Raw genomic sequence first — 24,047 nt, 5'->3', positions numbered from 1 at the left:
AGCTTCGAGGGCGTCGAGGACCATGCGGACTGCTCGTTCGCGTAGCTCGAGGGGGTACTTCTTTTGGGGCATGACAGGGAAGTCCTTTCCGTGGCTTCACTGTCTCCATTATTCCCGGGGCGAATCACCCTTTCCAGAAGCCGCCGATGCAGTGCCAGACCGTGTTGTGATTGCCGCGGGCAATCCACAGCTCTATGTCCACGCTGTCGGACTCGGAGTACCGAAATCCCTGGTCGGGACCTATCAGTCAGTGGTCACCGAGGACGCTTACACCTTGTTCGACCCGACCACTGGTGAGGAAGCGGTGTATTTTCCGCTGCCAATTCGCACCGCTGAAACAGTCAGGCGGTATCCGTTGTGGAGAGTCGTTGGAGCCAGAATGCGTGGAGCTACGAAGACGTGGCTGACGAAACAGCATGACTATCTGCTCAAGCATTTCCCATCCGAGGCACCAGCTGACCGGACCGTCACGATATGTCACTGAAGAAAAGACAACCCCGCCCAGAGTGTCTGCAACCTAGTGAGTCAGGTTGTCAGCACGCTGGTGAGCGAGGTTGTCAGCAAGGTAATGAGTGAGGTTGTCAGCAAGGGGGACTGATGCAAAGAAAGGTGACAGTTTGAGTGTCAAGCGGCGAGAGCAGCTGGCTCTATGATTGCTTCGTACTCTACTGGTGTCAATCGACCCAACCGGGCTTGTCGGCGACGTCGGTGATATGTCCGCTCGATCCAGGTCACGATCGCGATTCTCAACTGGTCGCGAGTGGTCCACCGCCACCGAGACCGCCGACGGACAGCGGGCCGCACGTCTGGCGACCCTACTCGGCCACGACGGTGACCAGGCCGCACCCTTGTTCCCGTTGGGGCACTGGCTGCATTTCTCTGAAGATGATGTGCCGATGAGCGAGCTCGGAGCCGACGGGCACGCAGCGCTCGGCGGTTTCATGCCGCCGGTGCCGTTGCCGCGGCGGATGTGGGCCGGCAGCGACCTGACCTTCCACGCCCCGATCCTGCCCGGACAGGCGATCGAGCGGGTGACGACGATCGAATCGATCACGGAGAAGACCGGCAGCACCGGCCCGTTGTGTTTCGTGAAGCTGCGTCACGAGGTGTCTGCGGCTGGGGTTTTGGCGACGACGGATCGGCACACGATCGTTTACCGGGAGGCTACTTCGGCACCGGAGGGATCAGCAGCGAAGCCCCCACGTGAAGACCCTGCTGTCCCGGACGAGTGGGACTGGTCGCGCTCGGTTCGGCCGAGTGAGGTCATGCTGTTCCGGTATTCGGCGCTGACGTTCAACTCCCACCGCATCCATTACGACCACCCGTACGTCACCGAAGTCGAGGGTTACCCCGGTCTCGTCACGCATGGTCCGCTGACGGCGACGCTGTTGTTGGACGCGTTCATGACCACTCACCCCGAGGCGGCTGTGACCGGGTACCGGTTCACGGCGAAGTCCCCGTTGTTCGCAAATAAGCAGATCCATCTCGTCGGTCGGGAGACCGAAGCTGGTGTGCATGATCTGCAGGCCGTTGCCCCGGGTGGGAAGACCGCTGTTGCTGCCACCGTGACGACGAAGAACTGAGGAGAACCCATTATGACCGATACTCGCCCCGCACCTCTGACCGGCCTCAAGGTCGTCGAGATCTCTGCTTTCGTCGCAGCCCCGCTGGGGGCGATGACCTTGGCACAGCTCGGTGCCGATGTTATTCGCATCGACCCGATCGGTGGGAACATCGACGCGAATCGGTGGCCGATCAGCGATGACGGCACCAGTATCTATTGGGCGTCCCTGAATAAGGGCAAGCGCTCGGTCACGCTCGACCTCAAGTCCGAAGAGGGGCAGAAGATCGCCACGCAGCTGATCGCCGAGGCGGGCACGCTGGTGACGAACCTCCCGGCCCGCGGTTGGTTGTCGTATGAGAACCTCGTCCAGCATCGCGAGGATCTCGTCATGCTGCGGTTGGGGGGATGGCATGACGGTTCGCCGGCGGTGGATTACACGGTCAACGCGGCTAGCGGTTTCCCGATCATCACCGGCGACGACGATCGACCGGTGAATAATACTCTGCCTGCCTGGGACGTCGCGGCTGGTCTCTATATTGCCAACGGGATCATGGCCGCCGAATTGGATCGTCGTGCTTCGGGCAAGGGGCAGGAGATCACCCTGGCGCTGTCCGATGTCATGCTCGCCACCGTCGGCAATCTCGGCTATATCGCTGAGGTGCAGGCGACAGGGAATACCCGCGGTGCCCTGGGCAACGGTCTCTACGGTGCTTACGGGCAGTCATTCGAGTGTGCGGATGGCCGTCAGGTGATGGTCGCTGTCATCTCCAACAAGCACTGGCGAGGTCTGGGGAAGGCGACCGGGCTGAGCGAGAAGCTCGAGATGATCGGGCCGCTACTTGATGTCGACTTGAATACCGAGGGGGGTCGGTTCGAAGCACGTGAGGCCATCGATGCAGTGGTGCGCCCGTGGTTTGCGGCGCACACCCTCGCAGAGGCGGTAGCTGCGCTCAAGGACGCTGGTGTACTCGTCGGCGGATTCCAGACCTTCGAAGAGCTAGTCACCAGCGACCCGCGGTGTTCGACGGAGAACCCAATGCTCACCGAGATCGACCAGCCGGGTGTCGGACGCGTGCTCGCCCCGCGTGTGCCGTTGCAGTTCAGTGGTTCGCCGGTGGCTAATGCTACCCCGGCACCGGCCCTGGGTGGCGACGCCGCGGAGGTGCTGGAATCCGAACTCGGACTCACTGCTGATGCACGCGATCAGTTGGGTTCAGCTGGGGTCGTTCACCTCGGGAAGTAACAGGTCGGCCGGGCTGACGGTGTAACCGAATGCCTGGGCCGATGTAATCTGGGCTGTCGACCTGACTTAGTTCATACGCAGGAACAGTTCAACGCTTCTGTCGAAGGCGGTAGCCTGCGCTATTAGACGAAGATCGAGACCAGCTCTAAGGAGTGACCTTCTGGCTTCCACATCAAGGAAATTATCGAGGTCGAATTGCCGATATTCCGGCAGGAAACGAGAGCGCACTAGCAACCAGCTATAGGATCATAGTGATGGTTCGTAGCGAATTCAGACGTCAGGAAAGAGAATCATTCTCTAGTTGCTGACTCTGCAATAGGGTCGCGTTTTGAGGTCTTGTTTGAAAAATCCAGTATGTAGTCGCCATTCTTTAGTCGAGATATTGTTACATAGGTTCGACCGTATCGTAATAGATCTTCAATTCGAATCAACCCGCCATATGGAACTCCGATTCGTCTTCTCAAATAGGTTCCAAGAGTAGCGTTAGTTGGCCAGGTTGAGAGATCTTTTCCTGATCTCGCCGAGCCACTGGCCCCACGCAACATCAGAATCTCGCCGTCGTCACACACTATGTCGAACGGCGTGTTCTTTGTCGGAAAAAAGTCGGACTGTCCGATGTCGGTTGGAATTGCAATGTAGGCTTCATCTTGCGACATCCGATTCTGTCTGATGCCCCAATTGACTCCTGCGCCTCCGGAGTAACTCTGTCGTTTGCGCCGACTGTATAGGTAAAAGTCCTTCGATTCTTCAATTTCAAATTCAGATTGCCCTGAAACTAAGTCGAAGTTTGTGGCAGCTCCAAACCGGGAGGACTCAAGTGGCACTCGGCTTAGAACGTCATCAGCAACGCAGCTGATTCCCGATTGCCACCGCGAAAGCGCATATTTCAGTGCCTCGTCACAGGGGATCGGATGCAAGTGATTTTCTTGGCGCTGCGTCGAGATCCCCAACCCTTGCATCGTTAGGTTCGCCGACCCCGCCCACGCTCGAGTAGCTTTCATGGATGGATCCGACCAGGCAAAGAGCTTACTGTGTATATCTCGATCCTGATCACTTTCTACGTATCTAATTTGGACTTGTCCATGCGAAGCCAATTCAATCTGCTGGAACGCAAGGTGATCTTCTCTCGTAACGCTGCCGGTGGCAGACATACCGACCAAGAGTTGCAGACGGGGCATCGAGGAATCGAATTCGAAATCTGATGCCGACCCAAGCTTCGAGTCGTCGCCTCCGTGAAGAATCCACATCACCGTAGTTGCGGAGGCGTACCCGGTCACAACGTGAAGCGCAGATTCTCCCGGTGCCGATTGGAAAATGTTACGAACAGCCTCGGGGTTGTCCGGAATTACAATCATCGAACGAATCCTTTTTAGGTTAATCTAGGCCTGGACTCCCGGTATCGTGAGATTCGGCTCTATCGATGGGTAGGGTATGCGCTGTAGCGATCGAAAAAGAGCCTTAAAGATCACTTTTGCGCCACGGGGAGGAACTGCCATACCGATCTGTTTCCTGACACTCTCTTTGCTTCCCTTGAACTCAAACCAGTCAGGAAAGGTCTGCAGTCGAGCTCGCTCTCTATTTGTCAATGCTCTTGGTTCCGACCAATGATAGACATGGGTCCCGCCACCACCTGAACCAGTGACCGTATATGCAGGTTTCGAAGGATCGAGGCGTTTGTATATCTGGCTCAGACGCGCGCCCTTGACATTGAGTCGAAGGTGCTCAGGGAGATCTGCAGTGAAGGCGTTTTCTCCAGGAGCAATGAGTTCGAGGCGTTGGCGGACAACTGCACTCTGGCGAGTGAACTCATGGTTGAAAGCAGCCTCGGGGATCTTCGGAATGGTGATTGCTTGGCTCGCGGTTTCCGGGACGTACTCTTTCAGCGATGAATCTGGTATCTCGAAAGTGATCCCGTCCTCGGCTAGGTCGTTTCGGATCCCAACAACAATGATTCTATGCCTAGCCTGGGGCACTCCATACTTTTCAAACTTGTACTTGTGTACGACTGGTACGTACCCGGCTCCTTGCATCTCCTTCAAAATGTGTTGGAACGCTTTTCCGCCATTGGCGCCCGTAAGCCCCCCTACATTCTCAGCCACAAACCATTTGGGTTGCTTCTGGTGTAGAACATTGATGCCGTATTGGAACAGCGGCCCGTAGGAACCTTGAAGGCCTCGATGTTCACCAACAACGCTGAAGTCATTGCAGGGAAAACCGAATGCGAATCCGTCAATGTCGCCGAGCCTGCTGACGTCAAGAGTGCGCACATCCTCTACGGGGACACTACCGATACTTGCCCCAGGGATATTGTGTACGTAAGTATCAACGGTCGACTGATCATAGTCCGAAGCCCATTCGTGTTGGATACGCACGTCGGGCACATCCTCCGCAGCCAGATGGGCGCCCAGTGCCATCCCTCCAGGGCCGCAAAACAGCTCGCCTAGCTTGTACTCGTACTCGTTCAATGTTCTTTCCTCCGCCTGCGCCTTTCTGGCACTCTCCGATTGTACGGTTCACCACTGACACTGCAGCTTAGGTGGCACTTGAACCGATTGCAACTGACGATGAGCGCGTCAGTTCGATACCAGCCAGGATGGGAAGATTTGGCCTAGTCTGTGTAGTTGAAGACAGATGACGTTGGCGAGGAGAGTCGGTTTGTATTCAGAAGAGAAGCTCATGAGTGTAGTGCCACTTGTTAAATCTTGGGCTGCAGAGGGCAAAACTATCGGGGAAATCAAGAGCAGTGCCAGACTGATCGAGGCAGATGTCAATCTGATTGAAGCCGCTATTTCTTTGATGCTGGATCTTGACCGTAAGTCGTCTGAAGAAGTCACGGTAGTGGAGGACACTGAGGCCAATCGACTTCCCTGGTATCAAGGAGCGCAGTCCTCGGACCAGCATTGGCCAGCCCTGAAATCGCGGTTGTTGAAACAACTTGGCAATGATGCGGTGGGCACCATAGACAACACTACCGACTCGATTCTGCGACGAATGAGTTCGCCGAACTCGGCACACTTCGACACGAAAGGGCTGGTGCTCGGCTACGTCCAGAGTGGAAAGACTACGAATTTTATGTCTCTTGCAGCCAAGGCCGTGGATCGTGGTTACAAGCTCATCGTCATTCTTTCGGGGATGACAGAAATTCTTCGTAGTCAGACGCAGGCTCGTATCGATGACATGCTGGTAGCAGATGACCTGAAATGGCATCAGTTGACTAATATCGATTCGGACTTCGCAGAGACGAGTGCCGCTGGCTCGTTGTTCAAAAACTTTGCAACATCTCCTGGCGGAGCGATGATCGCAGTGATCAAGAAGAACCCTGCGCGTCTTCGCCGATTGCGAGATTGGTTGCTCGGCGCAGGTACACATGCAATGAAGCATGCTCCGATGATTGTCATTGACGACGAAGCTGATCAAGCGAGTATTGATGTAGGCAAAGATGCTGTCTCGACAATCAATAGCTTGTTGAAGAGTATCCTTGGGCATCCAAAATCCGCATACGTTGCGTACTCAGCAACACCTTTTGCGAACATGCTGATTGATCCTAACGACGAGGAGAATCTGTATCCGCGAGACTTCATCGTTCCAATGCCAAAGCCAGCCGGCTACTTCGGCGCCGAAGACCTCTTTGGCGATGCGTCTGACCCCGACTCGACAGGCCTCGACGTTGTACGTCGGGTTCCTCCGGAGGATATCTCTTCAGTTCGGCCCGAAAACCGGGCCGCGCTAAAGAAGGGCTGGACGGCAGTCGTCTCTCCTTCACTTCGCGATGCAGTGCGCTGGTTCTTGCTTTCCACCTCCGCGCGTCGGATGCGAAATGGCCGGGCCCAACATTCAAGCATGTTGGTTCATACTTCAATGCTTTCCGATGTGCATTTTGAGCTCAAAGCCGCACTGGAGGCAGAAATTGCGAAGCTTCGGAAACAACTCGCTTCGGACTCATTCGTAGGATCGAAATTGGACACTGAGTTCAGGCAGATGTGGCAAAAGGAATGCAACCGTGCGCTACCCGAGGGCAACGGATACGCTCCTATGTCCTGGGAGACGGTGCGAACAGCAATCTTTGGAGTTGTAGAAGATATTCGATTAGTTGTCGACAACTACAAGTCGACCGACCGACTAATTTATGCCAGCGGGGACCCTGCTACGGTCATCGTGTTGGGAGGAAACACCCTGTCTCGGGGGCTGACACTCGAGGGGTTGATCTCCAGCTATTTCGTTCGATCGGCCTCTGCCTACGACACACTGCTGCAAATGGGTCGTTGGTTTGGTTACCGCCAAGGGTATGAAGACCTCTTCCGGATGTGGATGCCTCGAGACCAGTCAAGTTGGTTTCGTGACTTGTCGTTGGTTGAGTCGGAGGTGCGAGAACAAATTGACAGATATGCGGTTGAGAGCCTTACGCCGCGGGAGCTCGGTGTGCGAATCAGAATGCATCCGGCCCTAGCCATAACTGCAGCCGCAAAAATGCGAAATGCTGACGTTGTTTCAGTCTCGTTCGGCTCAAGTCGGCCACAGACTACACTCTTACCGCTTAGACCTGCGACTCTTGCCAACAATCAGAGTGCCATAGAGCAATTCCTCAAATCGGCTTCAAACGGAGGTGAGAAGACTGACTTTCAGGCGGGCTCCTCGGCCTCGTCGAGGAGACTAGGTTTCTCTGGAATCAAGTCTGAAGAGATCCTGAAATTAATATCAGATTTTGAGTTCGCCGAGAATCAGACGCATTTCACTCCCAAAGCCCTCTCTGACTATATAAAAGCTGAAGTCAACTCCGGGGGCCTGAACGACTGGCGAGTCGTTGTCATGGAAGGTTCAGGAGAAAAGGTTGATCTTGCTCCAGTCGGAGTGGTCAGGACCGTGATTCGAAGTCGCTTGGACGATGGGCACGACACAATCGCAAATATTAGGGCGCTGACCAGGGGCCCCGACCGGGTGATTGGGATTGACGGTGATAGCAAGCCGACTGATTCAGCGGCTTCAACAGATCTGCTTAGGCAGAAACTTCATCCGAAAACGGGAATTCTGAGAATCTATCCGATCGACCGAAACTCCGTCCCGAAGGGCGATTCGAGGCAGGAGAACGGACTTGACAGAGTTCCACTGAATGCAAATGCGACGGTTTATGGATTGGGATTTGATTTCCCTTCGTCGATGGAGCCGCACCGTGCAATTAAGTGCGCAGTAGCCAATATTCCCGAAATGGATATTGAGAGTTTTGAGACTGATTTAGATGAAGCGCTATACAGCGATGAACAAGTTGCCATTGCGGACTCGGAAATTGGAGACAATGACTAGATTAGACCGTTTCTCAGAACCTTTTCCTCCCACAGGAGCAATCGACGCGAGTGCTACAAAACGGGCGCTGGGCAAGCCAAAAGCTGATTTCTGGGACGTGCTGTTCAAAGAAGCGGTACAGAATTCATGGGATGCCAGAACTGGAGATAAGATCGATTTCGATGCTTATGTCCGCTCATTTTCATCCGCTGAACAGCAGGTGCTCAGAGATCAGGTGTTTCGTGATGCGTCAGGAGTTGCCAACTCCGGGCTAAGAGCGGCTCTAAATTCTAATGACATGACGGTGCTTATTCTGCAAGACAGGGATACTCGAGGTCTCGGCGGACCAACTGACGCCTCGGCTGCCATTAGCGAAACTGTGAAGTCGGATTTCAGAAATTTCATATTCGACATTGGGAGGGATGCTCGTCGTGAAGTTGGCGGCGGAACCTACGGACTCGGCAAGGGGATTCTGTATTCCGCGAGCTCTGTATCAACCTGTTTGGTGTACTCCCAGTATAGAGATTCCGGTGGCCAACTGAATTCTCGGTTTATCGCCGCATCCGTCTCTGAACAACATGAGGAAGAGGGCTACAGATTTACCGGAAGACAATGGTGGGGGCGAGTTGATCTCAGCAATGGCGCAAAGCGCGTAGAACCGGTCGAAGGCGAACCGGCGAGAGGACTTGCGATCCAGCTCGGAATAGATCTTCCTCAAGACGTGACTGGAACGTCGATTGGGATACTTCTGCCGCGTGAGGCAGGTACGAACTCGGCTGCCGAATCGAAGGCTGGGATTGCCGACGCTCTAGTCCGTGCTATGAAAAGGTGGGCGTGGCCCCACATGGTGGAAACCGACGGATCTAGCACTATTTCCTTCGGCGTGTTCGAAGATGGAATAGGCAAAGAGGTTTCAATCGACAACGATCCGGACTACCAACCGTTTGCAGAAGCTTATAGAGCAATTCTGGCTCGACAAGCGCAAGCAGATTCTGCGGTGCCGTTTACACTTAGCGTGGAACGTACGCCGACAGATTCCGAAAGAGCTCAGACCGGCTGGTTGGCATTGAAGAACATCTACGTCAGCGAAGCTAGGCCTGCTATGAACAATCGAGTGGCCCTGATGCGCGGGCCCCGTTTCATAGTCGACTACAAATCTGTGAAACCACCGGAGCACGGTATGCCACGTGTCGGAGTTTTCGTAGCTGATTCCGATACTGAAGTAGAACGAATTTTCGCAATGAGCGAACCCGTGACGCACGATAATTGGAAGCGAGAGCACGGTAGGTCCAAGTCACGTCCAATTGCTTGGACGCTTGATTCAATTGACGAAGCTACTGGGCCGAAGTCGAAGCTACAGGCTCCAAATAGCCAGGGTGAAGGCGCATTCGGTGTTTCGAAAGTGAGCAGATTGCTCGGCTCGTCGCTCATCGGACTATCGGGTTCGGGAGCAGAGTTGTCGCCTACCCCCTCGCCGTCAAGGAAGAAGGTGGGCGGAGGTCGGGCGAAACGGGCTACCGCACAAGTAGACGGCCCTCCTAAGTTTGTAAATGCGGACTCAGAGTTGGTATTGGTCGAGTTCCCGATTTCTGTGGCTGTCGCTAAAGGGGTCGACATGTCCGATCTATTGGTTCGCCCACAGGTTCGTGTAATGACGGAAGCGGGCGAGGACTCGAGCCCGGAATCGGAAGATGTCCAAATTCGAGGCTGGTTCGCCGCCGGAAATGAAGTATCGACTGACGCGAAAGGCATCTTGCTGAGCGACACGATTGATGGCGCTGATCTTTGGCTTCGCGTTGCGCATAGTCGCGATGTCGCGGTGTCTGTGCGAGTAGGTATCGAGTCGAAGAAGGTAGCGGAATGAGCGCATTGAGTCGTGGCTATCGTATGTCCTCAACCGAAGCTGCCTCCATTCTCAGCTGGGAAATAGAAGTAACTGATGGAGTCGCACTTAAGAGTCCTCAGTTTCTCCCGGACTGGAGCTATTTCCACCCGTTTTCAGCGACATTGAAGTTGCAGGCCGACATCCCTCTTTTACTTCATACGGCGGGTGTGTCTGATGACGCCACAATTGGGCTTTCGTTGAGTTGGTCTACGCAGAAAGTAGGGCGAAGCGGAGTCGCTGAGGTGGTCCCGATTGAGGCTCGCGAAGTAACTTCGATTGTCCAAATTCCACGTGGAACCGTCGGCGGCAATCTTAGGTTGGGAGCAAAGGTAATTATGCTCGAGCCGGGTTTGGCCAGCGACCGCTTTGCGCCAAATGAGATAGGAGCAATCCTTTGGGAAGAGTCTATTGAAGTCAGACTTGAAGGTGATGCTCCTCGCCTTCCGGTGGTAATTATTCCAGACGGCGAGCCACCATTTTCTGGCAGCTCCAATGCAAGATGGCATATTTGGATCAATCATGAGGATTTGACTCTCCCTGTGGATATAGCAGTTAGAATTAACCTCAATCAGGCGAACCCGGCAATTTCCGATATGCTGGATGGGAATGGTGGAGCTCAGGGTCAGGTTTTGTTAGCGTCACTGATGTTGGATTTGCATCGAGAGCTTGTTCGCAGAGCGTTGCTAGACGTCGATGATCTAGAATCCGTATTTTTTGACGCATCTGAGACTGCTTCGCAATCTCGTTTTCCAGACGGCTCGCTGGGATCGGCGATGGAATCGGACTTGCTCCTCCTCGGTGGAGATATCGAGATGTTGAAGAATCAAGCGGAATTTCGATGGGCGGAACTGGATGTAGAGATCCAGCGCTTTCTGAATATTGAGGTCGCAAATGGCTGAATTGCCAGTGCCAGTCTGGCCGAGAATTGATCCTTCTGAGGCTGAGGCCGAGTTTGACGTTCTTCTGAACGGAGGAGTGGATGAAGCGACAGATTTAGTAAATCTGTCAGTCGACTCTGTGAGATTCTATGAGACGGGAGCGTTCCGGGTCGATAGTGCAAAACTTGGCGATCTTCGCGAGAAGGTGATTCGTTTGGCGTCTCATTATGGATTTCCGAGCGCAATAGTCAAAGATAATAAACTGGAATTTGATCGAGAGCTTGCTTTGGTGTTTGCACAAGAAATGCCAATGCTAGAAGTCGAAGCCTCATTGGCTCAGGTGTGGAACTTCCTTACGCTTCGGGTGCTGCCGGATGTAGCTATTTGGCGTTGGCCCGGCAACGAGCCAAGTGCAAAAGCCGAGGTAGAGGGTGGTCGTCAGAGAGTGCACCGACTTAAGTTGGTAAGGAGAAATGTTTTCCGCCAGGCGTGGTTCCGGCAGGACTTGCTCGGTGTCGAGGCATGTAAAGTCTTTGAAGAGGACGAATTCGTGCAGCTGACAGATCGTATCACTCTACTTGGTAATAGTTTTCTCAGTCAGATCATCGCGCAGGAGGCGATTCGGACAAAGCGCCGAAACGGGTACAATCGTGAAGTTTTGCGTCGCGGATTACGGCTTGTCGGCCAGGCATGTGGTCGTATCGCGGTGGAGGCATTGAGCCGAGACGTCGTTTCTCGCATGATTGCGGATTGTTTTGATCGTGCGTTTGTCGAGAAATCCAAAACCGGCTCTTCTGGCTCTAATAAGAACGGTCCGGATTGTTCCGGAGCTCGGCCGTCTATCGAGAGCTCACGGCAGCCTCCTCCGTCTGGCAACCTGTCGGTTGTGGAAGAAGATTATCTAAGGCTCGCTGGCGACCATCGGAGGATGGTGATGAACACTTTGGGTGCGTGCGACTTCAAAGAGGCGAGATACCTGTTGGAACGGTCTTCGGACGTACTCCGTGGAAACTTCCGTCCACATAGATCACGGCAACTTAGCGCTAGGCTTGAAATGCTGATTGAGAATTGGGCCTCGCTGACGATGAGCCAGCAGTCCGTCGCCGCATCAGCCCTTCGTATTTCTGCTTACAATACACAAACCGAGACCACCAATCGCTTCAAAGACCTGAACGTGCCAGAACGAGTCATCAATGCCGCGTATATGGCGTTGGGGATGTGAGGTGTCCTTATGAGTAATGTTGCATAGGCTTATGAGTAATGTTGCATAGGGGAGGACATGAGTCGTGGGCATCATCTGAACACGCAAGGCGTACGATGCGAGCGAACCGGCGTCGAGACACCAAGCCAGAGCTGGCTTTGCGTTCGATCCTGCACTCGCGTGGACTGCGTTTCCGTGTGGACAGTTCTCCCATGAAAGGTGTCAGGTCGCGGGCTGACCTGGTGTTCACTAAGGCAAAAATCGCTGTGTTCGTCGACGGTTGCTTCTGGCACGGATGCCCGGAGCATTTCTTCATGCCCAAGACGAACACGGATTATTGGTCAACGAAAATTGGTCGAAATGCAGCTCGTGACAAGGCAGTTAACCAGACATTGTTGGATAAGGGATGGACTGTGATGCGGGTATGGGAGCATGAAGACTCCAGCGCCGCTGCGGATCGTATTGAAGCGGCCTGGAAGCAAGCGACCCGGTAACTTGAAGCACTGAGACGGCAGATATTCGTGGTCCGAGTTTGGACGGCCGAGTTACTTGTCCGGGTTCGTCTGAATGGCTTCCCATGCAAAGGTCGCGATCCAGTGGGACGACACGTATTCGTCTGACACCGCTGCTTCGAGTCCCGGCGACATCAACGGGTCGATCCTAGTGAGCATGTCCTTGGCCTGAGCCACGAATTCATCATCGCCAGTGTTCTCCGCAATCGCTTCGAGCCTCGGCGCCAATCGCATCACTGACGCCGCGACCGAGAGGCCCAAACCGTAGAGGTGGCTCTGTTGGCCGTCAGTTGGGTCGAGGACCTTGACCGGTGTGAGCGCTGGTGACTCCGGCGAGAGTTCGGATAGAAACTCAGGTAACCACGTCGCCAGTTTGTCGTCGGTGAGCACTTCCGCCATGAGGTCGGCTTCGCACAAGCCGGGGGAGAGGAAATCGTGACCGCTACGCTCCTGAGTGAAGCTCCACGCAGCATCCTCGGTGAAGAATCGACGCGCTGCACCCGCGATGGCATCGACGACATCCCGCCGGTCTGCAGCCCGAGCCCCGAGGAGAATTCGGCGCAAACCGAACGCCGTGTTCGAATGCACCCCATGCCGCACCGGCTCAGCGACCTTCGGCAACCAGGCGGTCACGAGGTCGAAGACGGTCTCAGCGAGCACCTGCGTGTGAGTACCAAGCGCACGCAACTCTGAAACGTCGCTGGCATTGAGGACCCGATTGAGTTCGACCGCCCACGCCCAGCCATACGGCCGCTCCCACGAAGGATTCTCACGGAGGAAGGCCGCCTCGGCGAGCATATTCTCCTCACTCAGGTGCGACGACAGAACCTCGAGGGCACGATCGCGCCAGCTCGCACCGTGGGCCTCTTCGGTCTCCAGCAGCGACACCAGCAGGTAGTGCATGTGCACGCTCGAATGCCAGTCATAGGAGTTCGCGAACGCCGGGTGCTTCTCCACCGCGGGCACGATGTCGGCCAAACTCCGCGCCAGATGATGGGAGGCGAACGGATACTCACGGGTGATGTTGCTCAGCGCCACCTCGGCGAAAGGGCGAACGTAATCGTCTATCTGCGGCATGGATCCTCATCGGCTCGGGGTCTTCCACTCTACTGGGATGATCACCGAACCAGGTGGCGAACCGCAGCGGCTAGGCTGGATCGGACCAGGACCAGCTCTCGTCGCGACATGCAGGAAGGATGGGCGAGCAATGGCGGGGACTCCCGAAGTATTCGGCCCGACCGTCGACGAGCACACTCGGTGCGTTCACTACGCCACCGAACTCGACATCATCGCCATCCGCTTCGCCTGTTGCGACCGCTACTATCCTTGCCACCTTTGCCACTCTGAGACTGTCGATCATCCCGCGCAGCAATGGCCAGGGGAGAAGTTCGACCAGCCCGCCGTCCTGTGCGGAAACTGCTGGAGCGAACTGACGATCACGGCCTACAAAGCAGCCGACAGCTGCCCCGAATGCCACGCGCCTTTCAACCCCCGTTGCGCGGCCCACTCGGACTACTACTTCGGTTCCTGATCTCACACCGATCTCTCCTTCGGTCGGCGGCCGAAATGTGAGATTGTGAAACCACTATGACTGAGTCGAACGCCTCCGCAGACCCCAACACCGCCTCTCTTCCCCTCACCTCGCCGACGACGAGCCAGATCCCCACCAGCCAGAACTTCCCCACCCGCACCGAGACCGACTCGATCGGCAGCCTCGAGATCCCCGACACCGCGTACTGGGGAGTGCACACGGCCCGTGCGAACGAGAACTTCCCCATCGCCCGCCGCCCCATCTCCGTCTATCCCGACTTCGTCCGCGCCTTCGCCTGCGTCAAACAGGCCGCAGCCCGGGCCAACGCCGAGATCGGAGCGCTCGATGACCAGCGCGCGAACCTCATCGACGCGGCCTGCGAAGAGATCAAAGCCGGCAAACTCCACGACCAGTTCGCCGTCGGCGTCGTCCAGGGCGGAGCCGGCACCTCGACGAACATGAACGCCAACGAGGTCATCACCAACCGTGCGCTCGAGATCGCCGGCCGGTCCAAGGGCGACTACGCGTTCATCCACCCCAACGACCACACGAACCACAGCCAGTCGACGAACGACACCTACCCGACCGCGATCAAGATCGCGCTGGCGTTCTCACTGCAGAACCTCCTCGGCGAACTCACGCTCCTCGCCGATGCCTTCGCCGCGAAGGGCCGCGAGTTCGCCCACATCGTCAAGGTCGGGCGCACCCAGCTCCAGGACGCCGTGCCGATGACGCTCGGTCAGGAGTTCAACGCCTTCGCCACCACCCTGCGCGAAGACGTCGAACGCCTCGAGGAAGCCGTCGCCCTCCTCGGCGAGGTAAACATGGGCGCCACCGCCATCGGCACCTCGATCAACGCCCCGGTCGGGTACAAGGAAGCGGTCATCAAGCACCTGCGGCAGATCACCGGACTCGACCTGAAAACGGCTGGCGACCTCGTCGAATCCACCTCCGACACGGGCGTCTTCATCACCTTCTCCGGTGCGCTCAAGCGCAGCGCGCTGAAGATGTCGAAGATCGCCAACGACCTGCGCCTGCTGTCCTCGGGGCCGCAGGCCGGCATCGGTGAGATCAACCTGCCCGCCCGCCAGGCGGGATCGTCGATCATGCCCGGCAAGGTCAATCCCGTCATCCCCGAGGCGGTGTCCCAGGTCGCGTACTCCGTGGCCGGCGCCGACGTCACCGTGTCGATGGCCGTCGAAGGCGGACAGCTGCAGCTCAACGCCTTCGAACCGATCATCGCCCACTCGCTGTTCCAGTCGATCACGTGGCTTGAACGCGCGGCCCAGACCTTCCGCATCAACTGCGTCAATGGCATCACCGCCAACGAGGCGCATATCGAGGACACCGTCGACCGCTCGGTCACCGTCATCACCGCGCTCGCCCCGGTCATCGGCTATGTCGCCGCGGCGAAGCTCGCGAAGGAAGCACTGGCGAAGAACGAACCCATCGCCGATCTCGTCGTCGAGCACGGACTGCTCGAGCGCGATGAGCTCGGCGAAATCCTTCGCCCCGAACGTCTGACCGGTATGCCCGCCGATGATTCCGTGAACAACACCGCCACCAGCGCCGAGGTGGTTCCCCGGGATGAGGTGACGACCGAGCTTCCGATCATTCCCGACCCGGAGGGGTGACAAGCGGCAAGCGGCTGTGCCAGGTGCCTTATACGGGTTCCTGGCACAGCCCATAATTGTTTGTTGTCTCAAGGTGTCCCGTGGCGAAAGACCTCAAGAATTTCATCGACCCCGGCCCCCGCGAGTCCGAGAGAGTCGACGGTACGGCCTGTCTCCTTGAAATCGACTCCACACAACACGCTGCTGATGGCGATGAACCCGTCGGTGAGCGGCATTTTCACACCCACCTCGTTCCCAATCGAGCTCCAGACGACCAACCCGAAGGGGATGTCTTCGGTGAAGTAACGGTGGGTGAGCGAATCCGGCTCTGGGAACGCCTGCCGACCATAGCCTTGGACGACGCGGTCGACGAACGATCCTTCAGTTACTCCATACGCGTCGGCGAGGAACTGCCAGAATCCGGTCGTGTCCGTGTGTAGAGTCGAGGACAGCGACAACCTCTCTTGATCGAGAGCCTCGATGGCCTCGGCGATCCGTGGAGTCACCAGAGTGTGTTGGGGCAGACGGTCGGCGTCCTCAACCGTCTTGAAATTGAGCACTGCCGGCGGAACGTGATAGATCGGGTTCGAATTGCTCAGCCCTACCGCTAGGCTGTCGACGGCAGGGGAATAGTGGTCTCCGAAGAAGCTCGCCAGCCGTTCGACGACCTCCTGAGTTCGGCTGTTCGGCAGGCTCGAGATCCGGATGGAATCCTTGACCGCTCCCACATACACCCGTGCCGGTTCCTTCAGTCGGCAGGTGTAGAGACTCGTCGCGCTCTCGGCGATGAGGCTCGGCGGACGATTCTCCAGGACGAACTGCCGGGACAGCTCGACACCGCTGCCGAGCACCGTGGGCTGGAAGACGACGAGCTGGTCCGGCTCGAGGACCTGCGCCAATGAAGCCGAGAGGCCCGGATGCGCGAAGGCCGGTGCGGCGACGACGACGACCTCGGCACCGGTGACTGCGGTCGCGATATCGGTGGTGAGCATCTCCGGCATCGCGCTTCCGTTGATCTCCCCGAAGAGTTCGATGCCCCCGCGGTCCTGGATCGGATCGAACTCTCGATCCCATACGGAGTACATCCGAACCGAATGCCCTTTAAGCGTCATGTGTCCGGCAATCGTCTGTCCGACGTTGCCTGCACCGATGACGGCGATCGTTCCCATTTCTCTGTTCCTTTCGTTCTTACTGCAGTTGTTCGGTCGGCACCGCAAGGCGCGAGGTCAGCGCACAGGTACACCCGGTCCGAGAGGAATCCCGATGAGGTACCAAAGGACGAAGAAGGCCGTCCATACGATGAGCACCGCGACGGCGAGGGGAAGGGTGAACGACAGCATCGTGCCGACGCCGGCTCCTTTGCGGAAATGCTGGACATATCCGAGGGCGAGCACGAAGTAGCCATTGAGCGGCGTGAGGCAGTTGGTCACAGAGTCGCCGATCATGAACGCGACCATTGCCGATTCGGGACGCATGCCGATGTACATGACCAGCGGGACGACTACGGGGGCGAGAATCGACCACATGGCCGAACCGCTGGTGATGAGCATGTTGAGTATGCAGATTGCGACAACGATGAGCAGCAGCAGCACGAGGTGCGGAGCACTGAGCTGCTTGAACAGCTCAGCACCATTGACGCTGATGACCGACCCGATATTGGTCCACTCGAAGTAGGCGAGGAACTGCGCGACGACAAAGAACAGTACGAGCACCGGTGCCAGTGTCCGGATGCCCTCGGCCATCGCAGGCGGCACATCGCCTAGGGTGGGAATCGACTTCGTGATCCGGCCATAGACGATTCCGAGCAGGCCGAACACGATGGCGATGAAGATCGCGATGTTCTTGAGGACGGGCGACTGGACGATACTGCCGCCCTCACCGCGGAACGGAGAGCCGGGCATGAGCATCAGTGCGATGCCGACTGCCGCGACGGCGAAGACGACGGCAGACACGATGAGTCCCCGACGCTCCTCTGCGCGCAGGGTGACCGAGCCGCCCGCCTGCATCGTCGGATCGGTGTTGAACAGCTTGTCGGAGACGGCGAAGTCGGCGTCCAAGCGACTCGGAGAGAATTCTGGGCGACGGGTGAGCAGTTTGTCGACGACGACGGCGATCGTGATCGAGAGGATCACCGATGAGGCCGCCGTGAAGAAGTAGGTCGCGAAAGGCGTGACGACGTAGTTCTCGTCGACGATGTGCGAGGCGGCCATCGACAGGGACGCGCGGATCGCATCAGAGGGTGTGACGAGCGGGCTGGCGTTGAAGCCGACGGCGGTGGCCGCGTAGGCGACCATGAGGCCCAGCAGCGGACTGCGTCCTGCGGTTCTGAACGCCAGTGCACCGAGCGGAATCATCACGAGGTAGGCGGAATCCGACATCACATGCGCGATCATCGAAGCGAAGGCGATGGAGAAGGTCAGCCATGCTCTCGGCAGGCGTCCGACCGTGACTCGCAGCAGAGCGGTGAGCATTCCGCTGCGCTCGGCGATGCTCACGCCGAGTAGGACGACGACGATCATCGCCAGCGGCGGGAACGTCGCATAGTTCGTCAGAGCGTTCTCGATGGCGAAGAGGGCGCCGTCGATCGAGAACAGGTTCTTGACCTGCGCTGTCGATCCGTCGTCCGGCAGGACTACGGAGACTCCGAGCCCAGACATGATTGCGCTTGTGATTCCGAGCAGGATGCAGAGGATGGTGAAGAGCCAGAACGGGTGAGGCAGTCGGTTTCCCGCGCGTTCGATCGCACTGAGTACGCGGTAGAAGCGGTTGTCAGGGTTGATTCCCGGATCGGCGTCGACGGTTCGGGGTGTCATGAAGGCCCTCCTGCGGGTCGTGGACTCGTGGCACGTCGTTGTGGTGAGGTCCTCGTCGAGGACTGGCAGCCAAGTTGTTTAATCCAACTTACGTACATGAAATATATAACAGGAATGCTAGAATTCGAAAGCAGATGAAGTCAACCCGCAGCGAACACTCGGGTTGGGACTCGAGAGCGGAAGTGGGTGTTCGATGGCTTCGAAGGAGTCAATGGCCGATCGGGCCTATGCCCGGTTGAAGAGGGATATCATCGAAGCACGACTGCGCCCGGGGACGGTTCTGTCGGATTCGGCCCTCGCCGAACAGTACGAGATGAGTCGTACGCCGGTGCGAGAGGCGATCAACAACCTCCGCCGAGAAGGGCTCGTCGTCGTACTTCCGAAGCGGGGAACCTTCGTCAAACCACTTGACTTCGGCGAAATCCACGATCTCTACACTCTGCGGACCCTTGTCGAGCCCGAGGCGGCGGTGCTCGCCTCTCAGAGAAGCACAGAGGGGGAGCTCACCGAGCTCGAGGAGCTCAGCGCGCTGAGCACGGACCCTGACGTCGAGAAGCTCGTGCTCAATGAGCGCAACAGCAGGCTCCATGTGCGCATTGCCGAACTTTCCGGCATCTCCCTGCTGGCGACGACGGTGCGGGCGATCCATGAAGAGATCGAACGCTGTCTCAACCTCCGCCGAGAACTCGGTCGTCCCTACAAGGCGGTCAACCACGGCCGTCTGATCGACGCGATCATGACTCGAGATGAGGCCGTCATCCGCAGCACTGCGCTGAGCGGGATCGAGCGGGCGCGCGACCATATGATGAGTGTGCTCACACGGCACTCAGGAGTCGCCGGAGAGAGCGACTCATAGTTCTCCCGGAGTTGGCTGTAGTTCTGCGCCGGTGGGGCCACACGCCGAACGACCAGATAAGCGCAGGGATGACTGCAATCAAGGCGATGTCCCATCGAGCGACGCGCGGCACGACGGCTTACTCCCCGGTCCACTCCACCGGGGTCTTGGTGAGGAATCCTTCGACGGCGTTCGCGAAATCCTGGCTGCCGTAGACCTTTGAGACGACATCCGCATCGTCGACGGGTCCGCCGGCAGCCAGCCGGCGGAGGTTCTCCTTGATCGCCCACTGCGTCAGGGGTGCCCCGGAGACAACCCGCTCAATGAGGGCTTCGGCCTCGGCGTCGAGATCCTCATCGACCGCGGTGAGGAACCCCGAGGCCAGCGCCTCCTGCGCGTCGACCTTCCGAGCGGTGATGAGCATCGACGCGGTCCGCGGTACCCCGAACGCCCGGACCAAGCGGCGCAGGGTGTTTGCCGAAAGTGTGTTGCCCAAGGTCCGAGCGATGGGAACGGAGAACGCCGAGGCAGCCGACCCGATCCGCACATCCGCGCAGCACGCGATCCCCAGACCTCCGCCCACACAGTGGCCGTCGATGACGGCGATGACCGGTTTGCCGACCGCGGCCAGAGTCCCGAGCACCTCGTCGATGCGCTGCTCATACGCGACTCCGTCCTCACCGGTGAACCCCCGGAACTGCGCGATGTCGGTACCGGCCACGAAGGCTCCTGACTTCCACAATTGGGCTCTGATTTCGCGATTCTGCTTTTGTTTGTGCTGGTCACAGGGTCAGCAATCGTGTTGGTGGGACACTAATCGGCTGTCTACGATGGGGTTATGTCGCCTCGTCTACGGAAAGTCACCACTGCCTCCGGGGCCACAGCCGTGCAAATCGTGCGCAAACACCGCGGTAAAGTCACCGTTCTTGAACACCTCGGATCCGCTCACACCGAGGCAGAACTGACAGCCCTGCTCGCCGCCGGCGACGAGAAGCTCACCGACTACGGGGCAGCGGAACAACTCGAACTCGAATTGGGCTTACCCGCCGATACTGCTGCACCGCCACGAGCGCGAACCGTTGTGGGATCACGGTCATCGGTCCTCATCGACGCCATCACCGAGTCGTGGAAGAGACTCGGTTTCGCCGACGTGATCAAAGACAACGCGTTCTTCCGCCTCGTTTTGGCACGGCTGGTCGAACCCACCTCGAAGGCAGACAGTCTCCGTGTCCTTGCCGAGCTTGGTATCGAGCCACCGCATCACAACACGTTCCTTAACTGTCTCATCCGGGCCAACGAACGCGACTACCGAGGAAAGATCGCCGAGAAATGCTTCAGCCACAGTGTCGCGACCACCGGCATCAGCCTGCTCCTTTATGATGTGACGACTTTATATTTCGAGGCTGAGAAGGAAGACGCTCTGCGCCAGGTCGGGTACTCGAAAGAACGTCGCGTTGACCCTCAGATCGTCGTGGGACTGCTCGTTGACCGGACCGGATTCCCGTTAGAGATCGGCTGTTTCGAAGGAGCGAAAGCCGAGACCCACACGATCATTCCCGTGATCAAAACCTTCCAAGACCGCCACCAGGTGGCGAACATGGTCGTCGCCGCTGATGCGGGCATGCTGTCGGCGAAGAACCTCAAGGAACTCGACGATGCTGGGCTGCGGTTCATCGTCGGGTCCCGGCAGACGAAAGCACCACATGACCTGGCGACGCATTTTCGGTGGAACGGCGAATACACCGACGATGGACAGATCATCGACACGATTACTCCGAAAGGGGTGAAGCGACTCGACCCGGAGCGGGTGAAGAAGCGACGCGAACCCGTGTGGTCGGCTACGGAACATCCGGGTGCGTGGCGAGTGGTGTGGCAGTACAGACGCAAACGGGCGATGCGTGATGAGCAGACGCTGAACCTGCAGCGCAACCGCGCACTGGCAATCATCGATGGGGAGAAGCCGGCGAAGAAGGCCCGGTTCGTGAAAGTCACCGATGAGGAGAAAGCCTTCGATGAGAAGGCGTATGAGCGGGCGATGAAGCTGACGGGGTTCAAGGGCTACGTGACGAACATTCCCGCCGGGACTATGCCAGCGACCGAGGTCATCGGCAGCTATCACGACCTGTGGCACGTCGAGCAGTCTTTCCGGATGTCGAAGACCGACCTGCGAGCCAGGCCGATCTTCCACCGGAAACGGGATGCGATCGAGGCGCACTTGCCGGTCGTGTTCACGGCGTTGGCCGTATCGAGGTTCATGCAGGCCGCGACTGGGGAGTCGTTGAAGAAGATCATCACATCGTTGCGGCCATTGCGGGAGTTCACCGGGCGGGTCGGTGGGCAAGACATCACCTTCGATCCCGAGGTCGCCGGGGAGGCGAGAGAAATCGCGGCTGAGCTACTGCCCGGCCGGTTTGCGGGGCACTAAAGTTGTGGAACTCAGGTCATACGCGACTCCGTCCTCACCGGTGAACCCCCGGAACTGCGCGATGTCGGTACCGGCCACGAAGGCTCGGCCTCCGGCTCCACGGAGGACGAGGGCACGCAGCTGCGGGTCCGCGTCGACCTGGGCGGCCGCCTCGGCGAGCTTCTGGTACATCTCGAACGTCATCGCGTTGCGCGCCTCGGGACGGTTGAACGTGACGCGAAGCGTGCGTCCGACGACCTCGGTGAGAACATCGTCGCTCATGACCGAACCTCCTCGGTGATGGTGTCGGTTCCGGCAGGGGCGGAGTCCGAGCCGGACCTGGCCGTCCCGGTACTGCTCGCGAACTCCGCGAGCACCCGGTCGGTGTCCGCACCGAGCGACGGTCCGGCCCGACCGTGGATCAGCTGCGAACGGGAGAAGCGCATCGGGTTGCCCAATTGCGTCACCTCGCCGAGGCGGGGGTGCTGAGACGACCAGAAGAAGTTCCGCTGCCGCAGATGGTCGTCGGTGAACACCTGTTCGTAGTCGTTGATCGGTGCGGCCGGGACACCCACTCGATTCATCTCTTCGACCACCTCGGCGATCGAGCGGTTGCGCAGCCGATCCTCGATGACGGCGATGAGGGCCTCTCGGTTGGCGAACCGCATTGCTGGCTCGGCGTACTTCGGGTGGTGCTCGAGGTCGGCGAGGTCGAAGGCCGAGCAGAACCGCGTCCACGTGGCCGGGGTGTTCGCACCGATGGTGACGAACCCGTCGCCGACCTCGATCGCCTGATACGGTGCCTGCGCCTGATGAGCCGAACCATTCGGCCGACTCACCGTCCCAGCACCGAAGTACCCGCCGGCTTCCCACACCGCCAAGGACACCGCCGACTCGAAGAGGGAAACGTCGAGGTACTGGCCCTGCCCGGACTCGCGCCGCTCATAGAGGGCGGAGACGATGCCGAGCGCGACGTAGAGAGCGGTCGAGAGATCGGAGATCGGCACCCCGACCTTCGCGGGCGGGTGATCGGGGAATCCAGTGATGCTCATCAGCCCCGACCGAGCCTGCGCGAGGATCATCCCGAGCTTGTCGGCGTCACGTATCTGTTCGCCTTGGCGAAGGACAACGGCACGGTCGATTGGATCGTCCATATCCTCGTCAAGGCCGTCGGCGGTCGAATCGCGCTGATCCCGTGGGTGTTCTTCGTCGTCACGGCTCTGCTCTCCGGCTTCGGTTCCGTGGAGCCGGCGGCCATCGCGATCATCGCGCCGATGGGGATGGGATTCTCCCGGCGGTACGGCATCCGGCCGCTGCTCATGGGGCTCATGGTCACCAACGGAGCGACGGCCGGCGGGTTCTCGCCGCTCAGCATCTTCGGCACCATCACCAATCAGGTCGTCGAACGCAATGACCTTCCGGGCAGCCCGCTGCTGCTGTTCCTCGCGTCCTTCGTCTTCAACGTCATCCTCGGCTTGGTCTGCTTCTTCCTCTTCGGCGGGCGGGAGCCGCTGGGCAAGCGCGATCTCGGGCACGGACTCGAAGACAAAGACGGGGAACCTGCCAGTGGAGTCGGACCAGGATCGGCCGACACTGGTGCAGGCGGCTCGGGTGGAGCGGACGGCCCTGCCGGCGGCGGACCGGGCGGCTCTCCCGCGCCGTACCACGACCCCGAGCGCAGGGCGGCTCGACGGTCGGTGCAGACGACGATGGTCAAGGACGCCGACGAGGACGTCGAAATCACCACCTTCGACCTCAACCGCATCGTCACTCTCGTCGGTCTCATCGTTCTTGCGGTCATGGTCGTGCCGCCGCTCAATCAGGACGTCGGGTTCACCGCCATCAGCATCGCCGTGGTCATCTCGTTCTTCTCGCCCCGCATCAGCAAGGGTGCGGTGAGCAAGATTGCGTGGCCGACAGCGCTGCTGGTCTGCGGCATGGGAGCTCCGCTCTTCGCCGCACTCATCATCTGCTTCATCGGTGCGGTGGTCTCGGCATTCGCGTCGACGACGGGCATCCTCGGTGCACTCATTCCTCTGGCAGTGCCGTTCCTGCTCACTGGAAGTGTGAGCGAGATCGGCCTGATCATCGCACTGGCGATCTCGTCCTCGGTGGTCGATTCCTCACCGTTCTCCACCTCGGGTGCGCTTGTCGTGGCGAACTCGCCGGAGGATCAGCGGGACAAGGTGTTCAAGCAGCTCATGGTGTGGGGATTCTCGATGGTCGTCATCGCGCCGATCGTCACCTGGCTGACCTTCGTCGTCCCCGGGTGGTGATGAGCGGTGTTCTCT

20 protein-coding genes are annotated in these 24,047 nt (G+C 58.4%); 12 read left to right on the top strand and 8 right to left on the bottom strand.

Going from position 1 to position 24,047, the window contains the following annotated elements; translation table 11 throughout:
• Positions 1 to 713 precede the first annotated feature (713 nt).
• Positions 714 to 1,583, top strand: a complete 870-nt coding sequence (locus tag BLIN9172_RS15390) for an HTD2 family dehydratase (protein WP_101555828.1) — start codon at positions 714 to 716, stop codon at positions 1,581 to 1,583.
• Between the two features lie 12 nt (positions 1,584 to 1,595).
• Complete coding sequence (locus BLIN9172_RS15385; RefSeq protein WP_101555827.1) at positions 1,596 to 2,807, top strand: CoA transferase; 1,212 nt, start codon at positions 1,596 to 1,598, stop codon at positions 2,805 to 2,807.
• A 290-nt stretch (positions 2,808 to 3,097) separates the two neighbouring features.
• On the opposite strand, the gene BLIN9172_RS15380 is transcribed toward BLIN9172_RS15385, so the two are convergent.
• Positions 3,098 to 4,162, bottom strand: a complete 1,065-nt coding sequence (locus BLIN9172_RS15380) for a restriction endonuclease PLD domain-containing protein (RefSeq protein WP_101555826.1) — start codon at positions 4,160 to 4,162, stop codon at positions 3,098 to 3,100.
• 24 nt (positions 4,163 to 4,186) lie between these two features.
• Complete coding sequence (locus tag BLIN9172_RS15375) at positions 4,187 to 5,272, bottom strand: DNA cytosine methyltransferase (protein ID WP_240812191.1); 1,086 nt, start codon at positions 5,270 to 5,272, stop codon at positions 4,187 to 4,189.
• Positions 5,273 to 5,462: 190 nt separating this feature from the next.
• Between BLIN9172_RS15375 and BLIN9172_RS15370 the strand changes: the two genes are divergently transcribed.
• Genes BLIN9172_RS15370 through BLIN9172_RS15355 form a run of 5 tightly spaced genes read left to right on the top strand, consistent with a single transcriptional unit; the run spans position 5,463 to position 12,542 of the window.
• On the top strand, positions 5,463 to 8,105 hold the full coding sequence (locus tag BLIN9172_RS15370; protein WP_170286947.1) for a Z1 domain-containing protein: 2,643 nt from the start codon (positions 5,463 to 5,465) through the stop codon (positions 8,103 to 8,105).
• The gene (locus BLIN9172_RS17965) at positions 8,041 to 9,948 is read left to right on the top strand and encodes a hypothetical protein (RefSeq protein WP_145997981.1); all 1,908 of its coding nucleotides are present in this window, start codon (positions 8,041 to 8,043) and stop codon (positions 9,946 to 9,948) included. The genes BLIN9172_RS15370 and BLIN9172_RS17965 overlap by 65 nt, the downstream gene beginning before the upstream one ends.
• The gene (locus BLIN9172_RS17960; protein WP_145997980.1) at positions 9,945 to 10,868 is read left to right on the top strand and encodes a hypothetical protein; all 924 of its coding nucleotides are present in this window, start codon (positions 9,945 to 9,947) and stop codon (positions 10,866 to 10,868) included. The genes BLIN9172_RS17965 and BLIN9172_RS17960 overlap by 4 nt, the downstream gene beginning before the upstream one ends.
• Positions 10,861 to 12,069 (top strand): DUF6339 family protein, encoded by a 1,209-nt coding sequence (locus BLIN9172_RS17955; protein ID WP_145997979.1) that lies wholly within the window; start codon positions 10,861 to 10,863, stop codon positions 12,067 to 12,069. Before BLIN9172_RS17960 ends, BLIN9172_RS17955 begins: the two co-directional genes overlap by 8 nt.
• A gap of 38 nt (positions 12,070 to 12,107) precedes the next feature.
• Complete coding sequence (locus tag BLIN9172_RS15355) at positions 12,108 to 12,542, top strand: very short patch repair endonuclease (protein ID WP_101555822.1); 435 nt, start codon at positions 12,108 to 12,110, stop codon at positions 12,540 to 12,542.
• Between the two features lie 51 nt (positions 12,543 to 12,593).
• Here BLIN9172_RS15355 and BLIN9172_RS15350 read toward each other — a convergent pair whose 3' ends face one another.
• Positions 12,594 to 13,637 (bottom strand): DUF2891 family protein, encoded by a 1,044-nt coding sequence (locus BLIN9172_RS15350; RefSeq protein WP_101555821.1) that lies wholly within the window; start codon positions 13,635 to 13,637, stop codon positions 12,594 to 12,596.
• A gap of 130 nt (positions 13,638 to 13,767) precedes the next feature.
• Here BLIN9172_RS15350 and BLIN9172_RS15345 point away from each other — a divergent pair, with 130 nt between their 5' ends.
• Both BLIN9172_RS15345 and BLIN9172_RS15340 read left to right on the top strand, forming a co-directional pair.
• Entirely contained in the window at positions 13,768 to 14,091 is a 324-nt protein-coding gene (locus BLIN9172_RS15345; RefSeq protein ID WP_101555820.1) for a CHY zinc finger protein, read from the top strand.
• A 56-nt stretch (positions 14,092 to 14,147) separates the two neighbouring features.
• On the top strand, positions 14,148 to 15,725 hold the full coding sequence (locus BLIN9172_RS15340) for an aspartate ammonia-lyase (RefSeq protein WP_101555819.1): 1,578 nt from the start codon (positions 14,148 to 14,150) through the stop codon (positions 15,723 to 15,725).
• Positions 15,726 to 15,793: 68 nt separating this feature from the next.
• Here BLIN9172_RS15340 and BLIN9172_RS15335 read toward each other — a convergent pair whose 3' ends face one another.
• The gene (locus tag BLIN9172_RS15335; protein ID WP_101555818.1) at positions 15,794 to 16,873 is read right to left on the bottom strand and encodes an NAD/NADP octopine/nopaline dehydrogenase family protein; all 1,080 of its coding nucleotides are present in this window, start codon (positions 16,871 to 16,873) and stop codon (positions 15,794 to 15,796) included.
• A 57-nt stretch (positions 16,874 to 16,930) separates the two neighbouring features.
• Positions 16,931 to 18,517, bottom strand: coding sequence for an AbgT family transporter (locus BLIN9172_RS15330; protein ID WP_101555817.1), 1,587 nt, complete (start codon positions 18,515 to 18,517; stop codon positions 16,931 to 16,933).
• A 211-nt stretch (positions 18,518 to 18,728) separates the two neighbouring features.
• Between BLIN9172_RS15330 and BLIN9172_RS15325 the strand changes: the two genes are divergently transcribed.
• Positions 18,729 to 19,373, top strand: coding sequence for a GntR family transcriptional regulator (locus BLIN9172_RS15325; RefSeq protein WP_170286946.1), 645 nt, complete (start codon positions 18,729 to 18,731; stop codon positions 19,371 to 19,373).
• Between the two features lie 118 nt (positions 19,374 to 19,491).
• On the opposite strand, the gene BLIN9172_RS15320 is transcribed toward BLIN9172_RS15325, so the two are convergent.
• Positions 19,492 to 20,106, bottom strand: coding sequence for an enoyl-CoA hydratase-related protein (locus BLIN9172_RS15320; RefSeq protein ID WP_101555815.1), 615 nt, complete (start codon positions 20,104 to 20,106; stop codon positions 19,492 to 19,494).
• 84 nt (positions 20,107 to 20,190) lie between these two features.
• Between BLIN9172_RS15320 and BLIN9172_RS15315 the strand changes: the two genes are divergently transcribed.
• On the top strand, positions 20,191 to 21,777 hold the full coding sequence (locus tag BLIN9172_RS15315) for an IS1634 family transposase (RefSeq protein ID WP_101555814.1): 1,587 nt from the start codon (positions 20,191 to 20,193) through the stop codon (positions 21,775 to 21,777).
• Here the strand turns inward: BLIN9172_RS15315 and BLIN9172_RS15310 are convergent.
• Together BLIN9172_RS15310 and BLIN9172_RS15305 are read right to left on the bottom strand one after the other, a co-directional pair.
• Positions 21,748 to 22,038, bottom strand: a complete 291-nt coding sequence (locus BLIN9172_RS15310; RefSeq protein ID WP_240812188.1) for an enoyl-CoA hydratase/isomerase family protein — start codon at positions 22,036 to 22,038, stop codon at positions 21,748 to 21,750. The two genes, BLIN9172_RS15315 and BLIN9172_RS15310, sit on opposite strands and share 30 nt — an antisense overlap.
• Entirely contained in the window at positions 22,035 to 22,910 is an 876-nt protein-coding gene (locus BLIN9172_RS15305) for a CaiB/BaiF CoA transferase family protein (RefSeq protein WP_240812187.1), read from the bottom strand. Before BLIN9172_RS15305 ends, BLIN9172_RS15310 begins: the two co-directional genes overlap by 4 nt.
• On the opposite strand from BLIN9172_RS15305, the gene BLIN9172_RS15300 reads away from it, so the two are divergent.
• Positions 22,872 to 24,032: an SLC13 family permease gene (locus tag BLIN9172_RS15300; RefSeq protein WP_240812186.1), complete on the top strand. Its 1,161-nt coding sequence runs from the start codon at positions 22,872 to 22,874 to the stop codon at positions 24,030 to 24,032. The two genes, BLIN9172_RS15305 and BLIN9172_RS15300, sit on opposite strands and share 39 nt — an antisense overlap.
• Positions 24,033 to 24,047 lie beyond the last annotated feature (15 nt).

Source organism: Brevibacterium linens ATCC 9172 (assembly GCF_900169165.1).
Lineage (GTDB): Bacteria > Actinomycetota > Actinomycetes > Actinomycetales > Brevibacteriaceae > Brevibacterium > Brevibacterium linens.
Note: the sequence above shows the minus strand (reverse complement) of the source record. Positions and strands in the feature narration are given on the sequence as shown.